Genomic DNA, 12,992 nt, shown 5'->3' with positions numbered 1-12,992 from the left:
CGTCGCGCGGCTCCGGGGCGCACCCTGGACGCACCGCCTCGACCCGCGAAGGAGTCACGAGCATGACCGGGAACGCTTCAGCGGCACCGACGGGCCCTGACCGGACGGAGCGGGTCCGCCTGGCCGTCTACCAGGGCTTCGCCCGCACCGGCCGCGCTCCGGGCGTACCGGAACTCGCCGCGCTCACCGGGCTCGCCCCCGATCAGGCGCGTCAGGAGCTGCGCGCCCTGCACGAGAGCCACGACGTGGTCCTGGACCCCCAGGACCACGACCGCGTCGTCATGGCCCACCCCTTCGCGTCGGTGCCGCTCGGCTTCTCCGTCATGGGGGCGCGCACGCTGTGGTGGGGCGGCTGCGCCTGGGACTCGTTCGCCCTGCCCCATCTGCTCAGGGACGAGCCCGACGTCCTGGTCGCCACCCGCTGCTCGGCCTGCGACACCCCGCACGCCTGGGTGGTGGGCCGCGACGCGCCCCCGGACGGCGACCAGGTGGCCCATTTCCTCGTCCCCATGGACCGGGTCTGGGACGACGTCGTGCACACCTGCGGCAACCAGCGCCTGTTCTGCTCCAGCGACTGCGTCGACGCCTGGCTGCGGCGGACGGGCCACCAGCGGGGCCACGTCATGGATCTGGGCACCCTGTGGCGCTTCGCGAGCGACTGGTACACCGGACGCCTCGACCCGGGCTACATCCGCCGTGACCCCGCCTCCGCCTCCGCCTACTTCGCCGGGGTCGGTCTGCGCGGATCCTTCTGGGGGCTGCCCGACTGAGGCCCGGACCCTCGGCCCCCACCAGGTGCGACGAGGTCGGGGGGCGCTGCGGCAGAGCGCCTGCCTCCTCACCTCCGGAGCCAGGCGCTGGCCCCCTCCCGCCACTCCTGGAACAGCTCCCGGTCCCCGACGATCTCCACCGCGTCGTCCAGGACGGAGCCCCGCTGGTACATGAGGAGCAGCAGCGCCGCCGCCGAGCCGCGCAGGCTCACGGCCGCTTCCCCGGGGGTGCGTTCCCCCGGTCCGGAGCGCCGCACGGCGGGGGCGACGCCGGTGAGGTCGATCAGCCAGTCGCCCTCCGTCCCGGGGGCCGCGTCCGTCGCGTGGAAGTGGACGGTCCGGCCGGGCCCGAGCAGCCCGCGCATCGCCTCGACGGACTCGTAGACCTGCGGCAGTTCGAGGAAGCCGAGCCACTCGGCCAGGGCGTCGAGGGCGACGTCGTGGTCCAGGGTGTACGTCCCGTCGACGGCCGCGACCGCGTCCGCGCGGTGCACCACGGTCTCCACCGTCATGCGGCGCGCCCAGAACACCGGGGTGCCGCCCGGCGCCACCGTCCACACCCGCGCGTCCGGTCCCGCCTTCCGCAGGGCGTCCGCGTACAGGGCCGCGCCCTCGCTCAGCCAGGCGCCGAGCGCGGCGACGTCCGCCCGGTCGTCGCCCGACACGTCGTTCACCTGGTCGTCGGGCACCGGGCCCGTCGCCCGGGTGCGGACGATCTCCTCGGCCCAGCGGTGCGCGCCACCCAGGTGCCGCAGGAGGTCACCGAGGCTCCAGCCGGCGCAGGTCGGCACTGGGGCGGCGAGGTCCGCGCCCTTGATCGAGGCGGTCAACTGCTCGGTCTGGGCGATGATTTCAGCGGCGTAGCGATCCAAGGTCAAGTCGGTCATGGGGTCACGATAGCGATGGCTCGGCGCCGGGTCCCGGCAGTTTTTCCCGGCGTGGGGCGTCGCCTTCCACGGGTCGTGGAGCGCCGCATTCCACGAACGCGGGACGCCACGTCCACCGGGCTGCGGGCGCGGCGGAGGCGGCGGCCGCGCGCGCCGCGGCCGCCGTCCCCGCACCGGTCAGGACCCGTTCACGCCCCCGCTCAGGACGACGTCGCCAGGAACTGCGTCGCGGCCAGCTCGCCGTACAGCGGGTCCCCCTCGACCAGCTCGTCGTGGGTGCCGACCGCGCGGACCCGGCCCGCGTCCATGACGACGATCCGGTCGGCCAGCGTGACCGTCGACAGGCGGTGCGCGACGACGAGGACCGTGACGGTCTTCGACACCTCGGCGACGACGTCGCGCAGTGCCAGCTCGTTGACGGCGTCCAACTGCGAGGTCGCCTCGTCGAGGAGCAGCAGCCGGGGCTTGCGCAGCAGGGCGCGGGCGATGGCCACGCGCTGGCGTTCGCCGCCGGAGAGCTTGGAGCCGCGGTGGCCGACCACGGTCTCGAGTCCGTCGGGAAGCTTCTCCACGAGGCTGTCGAGGCGTGCTTGTACGAGGACGTCGTGGATGTCGGCGTCGGTGGCGTCCGGCGCGGCGAACAGCAGGTTCTCGCGCAGGGTGCCCGCGAGGACGGGGGCGTCCTGCTCGACGTACCCGATGGTCGCGCGCAGTTCGGCGAGCGGCCAGTCCTGTACGTCGCGGCCGTCGACGAGGACGCGGCCGCCCGTCGCGTCGTAGAAGCGCTCCACGAGCCCGAAGACGGTGGTCTTGCCCGCGCCGGACGGGCCGACGAAGGCCGTCATGCCGGGGCCGGGGACGGCGAAGGTCACGCCGTGGTGGACGGTGGGGAGGTCGGGACGGTAGCGGAACGTGACGTCCTCGAAGAGGACGGAGGCGGGCCGCTCCGCGGCTGCCCGGCGGCCCACCGCCCGCCCCGGTCGAGCGGCCTGGTCCTCGACGGCGGCGGCTTCCTCGGTCTCCATCCGCTCCGCCTGCACGATGCGGGCCACGGCGGCGGAGCCCACCTGGTACTGGGTGACGGCGTCGACGAGGCGGCTCACCGGGTCGATCAGGTAGAAGAGCAGCATCAGGAACGCCACGAGGGTCGCGACGGAGATCGCCTCGGAGGCGACGCGGGCGCCGCCGACGCCGAGGACCGCGAGGAACGAGACCTGGATGGCGAAACCCATCGAACTCCATGCCACGGCCTGCCACTTGGCGGACTTCACGCCGTGCCGCCAGGCCTCCTGCGCGGCCGCCTCGACCTTGGCGACCTCGCGCTCCTCCGCGCCGGAGGCCTTCAGCGTCCGAAACGCGCCGAAGGCCCGCTCCAGGGCCGTCGAGATCATGCCCACGGCCTCCTGGGAACGCTGGGTGGCCTTGGAGATCTTCGGCATCACCAGGCCGGTGGCGGCACCGATGAGGACGATCACGCCGAGCGTGACGCCGAGGAGCATCGGGTCCATGAAGGCCATCATCACGATGGTCGCGACGACGGTCAGCGCCCCGGAGAACGCGGACACCACGGCCTGCGTGGTGACGGCCTGGAGGAGCGTGGTGTCCGAGGTGACGCGGGACATCAGGTCGCCGGGCTGCACGCGCTCGATCTCCGCGACCTTCAGGCGCAGCAGGCGGCCGATGAGGGAGCGGCGGGAGTCGAGGACGACGGACTGCGCGGTGCGTTCCAGGATGTAGCTGCCGACGGACTCGACGGCCGTCCCGATCACCAGGAGCCCCGTGAGCAGGACGAGGATCGAGGTGATCGACTCGTCGTCCTGGAGCCGGCTCACCAACTGCTCGACCGCGACCGGCTGCGCGAGGCCGGTCGCGGCGCCGATGAGCGTGAACAGCGCGCCGAGCGCCACGATGCCGCGGTGCGGCTTGAAGTGGCGGTACAGGACGGTCCAGGTCTCCCGGGCGGGAAGCCGCTCCGGCCCGGTTTCCTTTTCGGTCTGCTCGGCGTCCGTCGGCTCCTCGGCGGGGTCGGTGTCGGGTCCGGCGGCGTGAGGGCCGGTGGGGCCAAGGGGGTCAGTGAGGTCAGTGGGGCCGGTGGGGTCTCTCTCGGCGTGAGGTTGTTTGTCGAACGTTGGTTCTGGACTAGTCACACACGACAGGACGCGTCAGGGCGCGTTCCGCCTGACCGGATTTCGCGGTGGACCGCCGAGGCGCCGGGCCCAGGCGTGACGTTCAGGTGTTGGCACCGCGTGCTGTGACCTGCCAGCGGTCGATCACCTCGTGCTCGCGGACGACCAGCAGCTCATCGGCGAGGTTCACGGGCGTGCAGACGTGGTTGGGGACGACAGCGACCAACGACCCCAGGCGTGGCCCTCGAACCCCTTCCGGAAGGCGCACCACGGCGTGGTGTTCCCACAGCCCTGTGACGGCCCCCTGCGGGAACTGCGGCAGGTAGCCGTGACCCGTCACCCAGGACGACCGGTCGGAGCCGAGGACCTTGCTGCCGACGTCCAGCACGAAGCGGTCCGGGGCGGGAACGCTGATCACCGTCGCCGCCGCGACCAGCGCGAGGTCCTCCGCCCCGCAGGTGCCGATGGCCAGTTGGGTGGCGTCGTTGAAGACGTAGACACCGGGCCGCAACTCGTTCACCGTGCCGGGCTGCCACTGCCCCACCGTCGGAGTCGACCCGCCACTGACCACGCGGACGCCGAGCCCGAGGTCCCGCAGCACCTGTGCGGCCTCCCCCAGCGTGCGCTCCTCGTCCCGCGCGGCCCGCTCGCGCGCCCGGGCGTCATGGCCGTAGCCGTGCCCCGGGAACGTGAACACACCGACCACGTCCAGGCCCGCGTCGGCCGCCGCCTCGCCCACCTCGCCGGCGGTGTCGGGCCGCACCCCCGTCCGGTGGCTCCCGCTGTCGACCTCGACGAGCACCTCGACCGCCCGGGCGCTGCCACGCACGGCGTCCCCCAGCCGCCGCGCGCCCTCGACCGACTCCACACCGACTCGCACAGCGGCGTCGTCCGCCAACCGGCGCAGCCGCCGCGCCTTGTCGGCGTCGAGCCACACGGGGTAGGCGATGAACAGGTCGTCCACGCCCGCGCGGGCGAACGCCTCGGCCTCGCCGATCGTGGCCACCGAAAGACCGCGCGCGCCGGATCGGAGCTGACGGTCCGCGATCTGCGCGCACTTGTGGCTCTTGGCATGCGGACGCAGGGCGAACCCTTGGTCCCGCGAGGCCTCGGCCATCCGCGAGATGTTCCTGTCCAGCACGTCCGGATCGACGACCAGCGCCGGCGTGGCCAGCCCGTCGGGCAGCGTTATCGCCATCTCTTGCCTCCCACCATGGAACACGACGAGATGATCATGACAGGTGGGCGCGCCCCGGCCGCAGGGCCACCACCGACGGACCCGCGCGCCGACCGGGAATGCCGCCTAGGACCGCCGCCCGCCCAACTCCGCCGCCCGAGCCCCCGCGTTGACCGTGATCCTCCGCAGCACCCCCTGCAGCGCCGCGATCTCGGAGTCGTCCACGCCCATCGCCTCCCCGATCGCCGCTGGCACGTGCGCCGCCTGCTGTCGCATCGCGCGTCCCTCGGCGGTGAGGACGACAGCGACCGAGCGCTCGTCGTCCGGGCGGCGACGGCGCTCCAGCAGGCCCCGCGTCTCCAGCCGCTTCAGGAGCGGGGACAGCGTGTTGTAGTCGAGCTGCAGTTCCTCCACCAGCTCACGGACCGTGCTCTCGTCCCGTCGCCACAGCACCAGCATCACCAGGTACTGGGGGTAGGTCAGCCCCAGCGGGTCGAGGAGGACCCGGTACACGGACGTGACGCTGCGCGAGGCCGCGTAGAGGTCGAAGCAGAGCAGCTCGGCCAGTGGTGACTTGTCTTCCCTGGTGCCTTCCATACGGACCACTGTAAGCGAGAGCACAACGCGAACGATTGCATCGCGCGCGATGTAATCGTGTACGGTGTTCCTACGTCAGCACGTCAGACGACCAGAGGGAACGAGAGGGACTGCCATGCCGTACATCACCGTCGGTACCGAGAACAGCGCGTCGATCGACCTCTACTACGAGGACCACGGCACCGGCCGCCCCGTGGTGCTCATCCACGGCTACCCGCTGGACGGGCACTCCTGGGAGAAGCAGGTGCCGGCCCTCCTGGAGTCCGGGCACCGCGTCATCACGTACGACCGCCGCGGCTTCGGCCGCTCCAGCCTGCCGACGACCGGCTACGACTACGACACCTTCGCCTCGGACCTCGACATCCTGATGCGCACGCTGGACCTGCGCGACGCGGTGCTCGTCGGGTTCTCGATGGGCAGCGGCGAGGTCACCCGCTATCTGTCGACGTACGGCACGGAGCGCGTCGGCAAGGCCGCGTTCCTCGGGCTGCTCCAGCCCTTCCTGCTCAAGACGGACGACAACCCGCGCGGCGTCGACCAGTCCGTCTTCGACGGCATACTCGCCGCCGTGAAGGCCGACCGGTACGCCTACTTCGACGCGTTCTACGCCGACTTCTACAACACCGACGAGACCCTCGGCTCCCGGCTCAGCGAGGCGGCGCTGCGCGCCAGTTGGAACGTGGCCGCGGGCTCGTCCGCCCACGCCTCGGTCGCGGCCGTGCCGACCTGGACCACAGACTTCCGGGACGACTCCGCCGCGATCGCCGCCTCCGGCGTCCCCACGCTGCTCCTGCACGGCACCGCCGACCGCATCCTGCCGATCGACGCCACCGCCCGCGCGTTCCGCGAGATCCTGCCGGACTCCACGTACGTCGAGATCGAGGGCGCCCCGCACGGCCTGCTCTGGACCCACGCCGAGGAGGTGAACGAGGCGCTGGTCGCCTTCCTGGCGAAGTGAGCAGGCCCGCCCGGAAATGACCGAGCGGGAGCCGGGGGCCGGGTCAGAGAGCCGCCCGGGACGCCGGGCCCAGCAACGGCCCTGCCCCCGGCGCCTCCCCGGTCTCCTCCCGCCGCCGCCCGCCCCGCGCCAGGAAGTCCGCGAGCGGCAGCGTCGCCGCGCCCACCGTCACCGCGTCCGGGCCCAGCTCGCCGAGCGCCACGGTGACGCGGGCCGCGGGATGGCGCAGGGAGTACGCGGCGGCGTGCTCGCGGACGGCGGGGAGGAGACGAGGGCCGAGGGCGAGCCCGGCCCAGCCGCCGACGAGGACGCGTTCGGGGCCGAAGAGGTTCACCAGGCCGGAGATGCCCGCGCCCAGATACTCGGCGGTCTCGTCGAGGACGGCCCGCGCCACGGGGTCGGCGGCGCCGCCGTCCTCGGGGTGGGCGGCCGCGAGCAGCGCGGCGACCCCGCTCTCCTCCCCCGTCTCCGGCGGCTCGCCCCCCGCCTCGCGCCAGCGGTCGAGCAGCGCCTCCGCCCCCGCGTACGCCTCCAGGCAGCCCAGCGCCCCGCACCGGCAGCGCCGCCCGCGCACATGGACGGTCAGGTGCCCCCATTCGCCCGGCCCGCCGTGGGCTCCCCCATGGATGACGCCGTCGGTGACGATGCACGCGCCGACGCCGGAGCCGAACAGGACGATGACGGCGTCGCGCACCCCGCGGCCGCCGCCGAACCACATCTCGGCCTGGCCGAGCGCACGGGCGCCGTTGTCGATGAAGTACGCGGTGTCCGGCGGGAGTTGGACGGCATCGCGGAGCAGGGACTCCAGCGGCACCGCGTCCCAGCCGACGGTCTGGCCGTGGACGAGGGCGCCGCCGGGGACGGACGTCTCGACGATGCCGGGGACGCCGACGCCGACGCCGATCAGGCCCTCGCCCGCGGTGAGCCCGGCGGCGGCGGTGACCTCGGCCACGCCGTCGCGGATGTGGGCGACGATGGCCTCGACGTCATGGCCGGTCGGGGTCAACGGGCGGTCGGTGCGGGCGAGTTCGGTGAGGGCGAGGTCGAAGGCCTCGACGCGGACGCGGGTCTCGCCGACGTCCACGCCGATCAGATGGCCGCTGCCGGGGGCCACGCGCAGCAGGGTGCGGGGGCGGCCGCCGTCGGACTCGACGACGCCCGCCTCCTCCAAGAGGTGGTCGGCGGTGAGTTCGGCGACGACGTTGCTGACGGAGCCGGAGCTGAGCCCGGTCGCGCCGCCCAAGGCCTGGCGGCTCATCGGCCCGTGGAAGTACAACCGGCGCAGTACCGAAGCCCGGTTGCCCAGGCGCAGGTCACGCACGGTTCTGCTGTTCCGCTCGGCCATGTGGCTCCTCTCCCCGTTCGCAACATACCCGTGCCGAACCTCTTGACGCGACTTGTCTTCAGGATTTAACTCACGTCCTAAATTAAGTCGTGAAGCTCGTTCAAGCGCTGAACACAACCGTCACGGGGGCCCCTCGTACCGCTCACCGGACCCCCGACGCGGCTGCACGCGCGGCACTTGGGCGCAGCCACCGCCGAGATCCTCCCCGGAAAGGGGCGCATCCGTCATGCGCAGACTCCGCGCCGCAGCCGCCTTCGCGGCGGTCACCGCTCTCACCGCCACCGCGTGCGGCGGCGGCACCGCCACGGGCGGCGGGAGCAACGACTCGCCGAAGACGCACACGTACTGGGCGTCGAACCAGGGGCCGAACATCGAGGCCGACAAGAAGATCCTCGCGCCCCGGCTCAAGAAGTTCGAGGAGCAGACCGGGATCGAGGTCAAGCTGGAGGTGATCCCCTGGTCCGACCTGCTCAAGCGCATTCTGGCGGCGACCACTTCGGGCCAGGGCCCGGACGTCCTCAACATCGGCAACACCTGGTCGTCGTCGCTCCAGGCGGGCGGCGCGCTGCTGCCGTGGGACGCGAAGCGGTTCGGGAAGATCGGCGGCAAGGACCGGTTCGTGCCCGCCGCGCTCGGCTCGACGGGCGCGCGGGGCAAGGACCCCGCCGCGGTGCCGCTGTACTCACTGGCGTACGCCCTCTACTACAACAAGAAGATGTTCGAGGACGCGGGCATCGAGAAGCCGCCCGCGACCTGGGAGCAGCTGGTCGCCGACGGCAAGAGGCTCTCCAAGGACGGCAAGTGGGCGCTGGGGGCGGAGGGTTCGAACCTGGTGAACAACATCCACCAGGCCCATGTCCTCGGCAAACAGCACGGCGCGGACTTTTTCGACGCGGCCGGGAAGCCGACGTTCACGTCCCCCGGCGCGGTGTCCGCCGTGAAGCAGTACGTCGACTTCATGGCCAAGGACAAGATCATCGCGCCGGGCAACGCCGAGTACGCGCGCAACCAGTCCCTTCAGGACTTCGCCAAGGGCAGGACGGCGATGGTGCTTTGGCAGGCGGCCGCGACGACCTTCGAGGCGCACGGCATGAAGCCCGCCGACTGGGGAGTCGCCCCGGTGCCGGTGCCTTCGGGGACGCCGGGCACCGGCAAGCAGGTCAACTCGATGGTCGCGGGCATCAATCTGGCGGTCTTCAAGAACACCGACAACCTCGACGGCGCGGTCAAGTTCGTGAAGTTCATGACGAGCGACGCCGAGCAGACCGGTCTCAACAAGGCCTACGGCTCGATCCCCCCGGTGAGGGCCGCCCAGTCCGACCCGGCGTTCGCCCGCCCGGAGACCGCCGTGCTGCGCGACACGCTCGCCAAGAGCGCGGCGCCGCTGCCCCAGGTCCCCAACGAGTCGCAGTTCGAGACGACGGTGGGCACCGCCATCAAGGAGCTGTTCGCCGACGCCGCCGAGGGCCGTCCGGTGACCACGGACTCCGTCAAGTCGGCGCTGACCAAGGCGCAGCAGCAGATGCCGAAGGGCTGAGCCGCGCCATGACCGCTCTGACCACCGCCCACGACGAGGCGGCCGCGGCGGCCGCGCACACTGAGGGCCCCGGTCCGCGGCCGCGCGCACGCCGTCCGCGCGGACGGCTGCGCCGCCTCGCCCTGCCGTACTTCCTGTTGCTTCCGGCGCTGCTGCTCGAACTGCTCGTCCATCTGATCCCGATGGCCGTGGGCATCTTCATGAGCTTCAAGGAGCTCACGCAGTTCTACATCCGCGACTGGGGCGCCGCGCCCTGGGCCGGGTTCGACAACTACTCCCTGTCGGTCGACTTCGACGCGCCCGTCGGCGAGGCGCTGCTGCACTCGTTCTTCGTCACGTGCGCGTTCACCGTCGTGTCGGTGGGCCTGTGCTGGCTGATCGGCACGGCCGCCGCGCTGTTCCTCCAGGACCACTTCCGCGGCCGGGGCCTGCTCCGCGCCCTGTTCCTCACTCCGTACGCGCTGCCCGTGTACGCCGCCGTGATCACCTGGGCGTTCATGTTCCAGCGCGACAACGGCCTGGTGAACCACGTCCTGCACGACCAGCTCGGGATCACCGACGGCCGGCCGTTCTGGCTGATCGGCGACAACAGCTTCTTCGCGCTCGCCACCGTCTCGGTGTGGAAGCACTGGCCGTTCGTCTTCCTCATCGTGACGGCCGGTCTGCAGAACATCCCCAAGGAGCTGTACGAGGCGGCCGCCATCGACGGCGCCGGGATGTGGCAGCAGATCCGCCGCATCACGCTGCCCTCGCTGCGGCCGGTCAACCAGGTCCTCGTCCTGGTCCTCTTCCTGTGGACCTTCAACGACTTCAACACGCCGTACCTGCTGTTCGGCGAGTCGGCGCCGGAGTCGGCGGACCTCATCTCGATCCACATCTACCAGTCGTCGTTCGTGACCTGGAACTTCGGCACGGGCTCGGCGATGTCGGTCCTGCTGCTGGCCTTCCTGCTCGTGGTGACGGCCGCGTACCTGCTCCTCACCTCCCGTGGAAGGAGGGCCACCGATGGCTAGCGCGACCAAGGCCCCGCCCGTGCCCGCCACCGCGCGGCGGCGCTCGCCGATGGCGCCGCCCCGCTCGTTCCTGTGGCTGCGCCGCGTCTTCCTCACCCTCCTCGCCGGGTTCGTCCTGGTCCCGGTCTACGTCATGGTGTCCAGCTCCCTGAAGCCCCTCCAGGACGTCGCGGGGAGCTTCCGCTGGGTGCCGTCCACCGTCACGTTCCGGCCGTACGTCGACATCTGGACGACGGTGCCGCTCGCGGACTACTTCGTGAACTCACTGATCGTGGCGGGCGCGGCGACGGTGTGCTCCGTCGTCATCGCGGTGTTCGCGGCGTACGCGGTGAGCCGCTACCGCTTCCGCGGCAAGCGCGTGTTCACCGTGACCGTGCTGTCCACGCAGATGTTCCCGGGCATCCTCTTCCTGCTGCCGCTGTTCCTCATCTACGTCAACGTGGGCAACGCGACGGGCATCGCGCTCTTCGGCTCCCGCGCGGGCCTCATCCTCACCTATCTCACGTTCTCGCTGCCGTTCTCCATCTGGATGCTGATCGGGTACTTCGACTCGGTGCCCAAGGAACTGGACGAGGCCGCGCTCGTCGACGGGTGCGGTCCGCTGGGCGCGCTGTTCCGGGTCGTCGTGCCCGCCGCGATTCCCGGCATCGTGGCCGTCGCCGTCTACGCGTTCATGACCGCCTGGGGCGAGGTCCTCTTCGCCTCGGTGATGACCAACGACACCACCCGCACCCTCGCCGTGGGCCTCCAGGGCTACTCCACGCAGAACGACGTGTACTGGAACCAGGTCATGGCCGCCTCGCTGGTCGTCAGCGTGCCGGTGGTCGCCGGATTCCTGCTCCTGCAGCGCTACCTCGTCGCCGGGCTCACCGCCGGAGCGGTCAAGTGACCGCCGCCCCGCCCCGCCCGCCCCGCACACCCCCCGCCGAAAGGAACTCCGTGACCGACGCCTCCGACCTCGCCGCGCTCCCCCACCCGTTCACCTGGGGGGTCGCCACGTCGGCGTACCAGATCGAGGGAGCCGCCGGGGATGACGGCCGCTCCCCGTCCATCTGGGACACCTTCTCCCGCACCCCCGGCAAGGTCGCGGGCGGCGACACCGGCGACGTGGCCTGCGACCACTACCACCGCTGGCCCGAGGACATCGCCCTGATGAAGGAACTCGGCGTCGACTCCTACCGCTTCTCCGTCGCCTGGCCGCGCGTCGTGCCGGGCGGCGACGGGCCGGTCAACGCGGCCGGGCTCGCCTTCTACGACCGGCTGGTCGACGCCCTCCTGGAGGCGGGCATCACCCCGAACGTCACCCTCTACCACTGGGACCTGCCGCAGGCGCTCCAGGACCGCGGCGGCTGGCCCGCGCGCGACACCGCCGAGCACTTCGCCGCGTACGCCGCCGTGGTCGCCGAGCGCCTCGGCGACCGGGTGCGGCAGTGGGCCACGCTCAACGAACCGCTCTGCTCGGCCTGGATCGGCCACCTGGAGGGCCGCATGGCCCCCGGCCTCACCGACATCGGCGCCGCCGTGCACGCCTCGTACCACCTGCTGCTCGGCCACGGCCTCGCCACTCAGGCCATCCGCGCCGCCGCCCCCTCCGCCGAGGTCGGCATCGTCAACAACCTCTCCCCCGTCGAGCCCGCCACGTCCCGCCCCGAGGACGTCGCCGCGGCCCGGCGCGTCGACGGCCACACCAACCGCTGGTGGCTCGACCCACTGCACGGCCGGGGCTTCCCCGCGGACATGCGGGCGGTGTACGGCGTCGAACTCCCCGAAAGGCAGGGCGACTTGGACACCATCGCCCAGCCCCTGGACTGGCTGGGCCTCAACTACTACTTCCCGGCCCACGTCACCGACGACCCCGCGGGCCCGCCCCCGCACGCCCACCAGGTCCACCGCCCGGGCCGACGGCACACCGGCATGGACTGGGAGATCGACGCGAACGGCCTGGAGACCCTGCTCCTGCGCCTCACCGAGGACTACGGCGCGCGCAGGCTCTACGTCACCGAGAACGGCTCGTCCTACCCCGACGTGGTCCGCGCCGACGGCTCGGTCGACGACCCCGAGCGCGCCCGGTACCTGCGCGAACACCTCGCGGCCTGCGCCCGCGCCGCCCGCCGGGGCGCACCCCTCGCGGGCTACTACGCCTGGTCCCTCCTGGACAACTTCGAGTGGGCGTACGGCTACGACAAGCGCTTCGGCCTCGTCCACGTCGACTACGCGACGCAGCGCCGCACGGTGAAGGGCAGCGGGCGCCTGTACGCGAACCTGATCCGCCGGCACCGGCTGCGGGCACGGCGGGCGGCCTGAGCGGTGAGCCGCGCGGCGCCGCGCTGAATGCGAAGGTTCACCGCACTCTGCGCCAAGTCGGCGAGGGCCGGCGCGGGCCACAGTGGGACGGCCCGCACCACCCGATCCTCAGGAGGGAACGTGCGCAAGCGGATCACCGCTCTCGCCGCGGCATCAGCCGCCGTCTGGGCCCCGGCCCGGGCCCCCCCCGCGGGCCGGCCCGGGGCCCCGGGCCCCGGGACTACGGGGGCGCGGGGGGCCCGGGTCACCAACGCCGGAACCCCCCCAGCCGCCCGCCC

At 72.3% G+C, this 12,992-nt stretch carries 11 protein-coding genes; 6 read left to right on the top strand and 5 right to left on the bottom strand.

What is annotated here, in order from left to right; all coding sequences use genetic code 11:
* The first annotated feature begins 62 nt into the window (after nt 1-62).
* Nucleotides 63-770, top strand: coding sequence for an organomercurial lyase (gene merB / locus ACFVHO_RS32835; protein WP_385722723.1), 708 nt, complete (start codon nt 63-65; stop codon nt 768-770).
* 68 nt (nt 771-838) lie between these two features.
* Here merB and ACFVHO_RS32830 read toward each other — a convergent pair whose 3' ends face one another.
* The 4 genes from ACFVHO_RS32830 to ACFVHO_RS32815 all read right to left on the bottom strand — a co-directional run bounded on the left by ACFVHO_RS32830 (nt 839) and on the right by ACFVHO_RS32815 (nt 5,557).
* Nucleotides 839-1,657 carry a maleylpyruvate isomerase N-terminal domain-containing protein gene (locus tag ACFVHO_RS32830; RefSeq protein WP_385722720.1) on the bottom strand — a complete coding sequence of 273 codons (819 nt, stop codon included), beginning with the start codon at nt 1,655-1,657 and terminating at the stop codon, nt 839-841.
* A gap of 200 nt (nt 1,658-1,857) precedes the next feature.
* Nucleotides 1,858-3,597 (bottom strand): ABC transporter ATP-binding protein, encoded by a 1,740-nt coding sequence (locus ACFVHO_RS32825; RefSeq protein ID WP_385722861.1) that lies wholly within the window; start codon nt 3,595-3,597, stop codon nt 1,858-1,860.
* A 289-nt stretch (nt 3,598-3,886) separates the two neighbouring features.
* Nucleotides 3,887-4,981, bottom strand: a complete 1,095-nt coding sequence (locus tag ACFVHO_RS32820; protein ID WP_385722717.1) for an alanine racemase — start codon at nt 4,979-4,981, stop codon at nt 3,887-3,889.
* 105 nt (nt 4,982-5,086) lie between these two features.
* Entirely contained in the window at nt 5,087-5,557 is a 471-nt protein-coding gene (locus ACFVHO_RS32815) for a MarR family winged helix-turn-helix transcriptional regulator (RefSeq protein WP_385722714.1), read from the bottom strand.
* 115 nt (nt 5,558-5,672) lie between these two features.
* Here ACFVHO_RS32815 and ACFVHO_RS32810 point away from each other — a divergent pair, with 115 nt between their 5' ends.
* Complete coding sequence (locus ACFVHO_RS32810; protein WP_385722711.1) at nt 5,673-6,515, top strand: alpha/beta fold hydrolase; 843 nt, start codon at nt 5,673-5,675, stop codon at nt 6,513-6,515.
* A gap of 43 nt (nt 6,516-6,558) precedes the next feature.
* Here ACFVHO_RS32810 and ACFVHO_RS32805 read toward each other — a convergent pair whose 3' ends face one another.
* The gene (locus ACFVHO_RS32805) at nt 6,559-7,860 is read right to left on the bottom strand and encodes an ROK family protein (protein WP_385722709.1); all 1,302 of its coding nucleotides are present in this window, start codon (nt 7,858-7,860) and stop codon (nt 6,559-6,561) included.
* A gap of 226 nt (nt 7,861-8,086) precedes the next feature.
* Between ACFVHO_RS32805 and ACFVHO_RS32800 the strand changes: the two genes are divergently transcribed.
* The 4 genes from ACFVHO_RS32800 to ACFVHO_RS32785 are packed head-to-tail and all read left to right on the top strand — an operon-like array spanning nt 8,087 to nt 12,714.
* Nucleotides 8,087-9,397 (top strand): ABC transporter substrate-binding protein, encoded by a 1,311-nt coding sequence (locus ACFVHO_RS32800; RefSeq protein ID WP_385722706.1) that lies wholly within the window; start codon nt 8,087-8,089, stop codon nt 9,395-9,397.
* 8 nt (nt 9,398-9,405) lie between these two features.
* Nucleotides 9,406-10,410 carry a carbohydrate ABC transporter permease gene (locus ACFVHO_RS32795; RefSeq protein ID WP_385722704.1) on the top strand — a complete coding sequence of 335 codons (1,005 nt, stop codon included), beginning with the start codon at nt 9,406-9,408 and terminating at the stop codon, nt 10,408-10,410.
* Nucleotides 10,403-11,299 carry a carbohydrate ABC transporter permease gene (locus ACFVHO_RS32790; RefSeq protein WP_385722701.1) on the top strand — a complete coding sequence of 299 codons (897 nt, stop codon included), beginning with the start codon at nt 10,403-10,405 and terminating at the stop codon, nt 11,297-11,299. Before ACFVHO_RS32795 ends, ACFVHO_RS32790 begins: the two co-directional genes overlap by 8 nt.
* A gap of 50 nt (nt 11,300-11,349) precedes the next feature.
* Nucleotides 11,350-12,714 carry a GH1 family beta-glucosidase gene (locus ACFVHO_RS32785; RefSeq protein WP_385722698.1) on the top strand — a complete coding sequence of 455 codons (1,365 nt, stop codon included), beginning with the start codon at nt 11,350-11,352 and terminating at the stop codon, nt 12,712-12,714.
* Nucleotides 12,715-12,992 lie beyond the last annotated feature (278 nt).

This window comes from Streptomyces sp. NPDC127108 (genome assembly GCF_042677545.1).
Lineage (GTDB): Bacteria > Actinomycetota > Actinomycetes > Streptomycetales > Streptomycetaceae > Streptomyces.
The sequence above is the reverse complement of the archived record's forward strand: the minus strand, read 5'-3'. Positions and strand labels throughout refer to the sequence as shown.

Excerpts from the sequence above, each read along its gene's own strand:
- ACFVHO_RS32810 (WP_385722711.1), top strand. The coding sequence starts at position 5,673 with ATGCCGTACATCACCGTCGGTACCGAGAACAGCGCGTCGATCGACCTC.
- merB (WP_385722723.1), top strand. The coding sequence starts at position 63 with ATGACCGGGAACGCTTCAGCGGCACCGACGGGCCCTGACCGGACGGAG.
- ACFVHO_RS32815 (WP_385722714.1), bottom strand. The coding sequence starts at position 5,557 with ATGGAAGGCACCAGGGAAGACAAGTCACCACTGGCCGAGCTGCTCTGC.
- ACFVHO_RS32805 (WP_385722709.1), bottom strand. The coding sequence starts at position 7,860 with ATGGCCGAGCGGAACAGCAGAACCGTGCGTGACCTGCGCCTGGGCAAC.
- ACFVHO_RS32830 (WP_385722720.1), bottom strand. The coding sequence starts at position 1,657 with ATGACCGACTTGACCTTGGATCGCTACGCCGCTGAAATCATCGCCCAG.
- ACFVHO_RS32820 (WP_385722717.1), bottom strand. The coding sequence starts at position 4,981 with ATGGCGATAACGCTGCCCGACGGGCTGGCCACGCCGGCGCTGGTCGTC.
- ACFVHO_RS32790 (WP_385722701.1), top strand. The coding sequence starts at position 10,403 with ATGGCTAGCGCGACCAAGGCCCCGCCCGTGCCCGCCACCGCGCGGCGG.
- ACFVHO_RS32800 (WP_385722706.1), top strand. The coding sequence starts at position 8,087 with ATGCGCAGACTCCGCGCCGCAGCCGCCTTCGCGGCGGTCACCGCTCTC.
- ACFVHO_RS32795 (WP_385722704.1), top strand. The coding sequence starts at position 9,406 with ATGACCGCTCTGACCACCGCCCACGACGAGGCGGCCGCGGCGGCCGCG.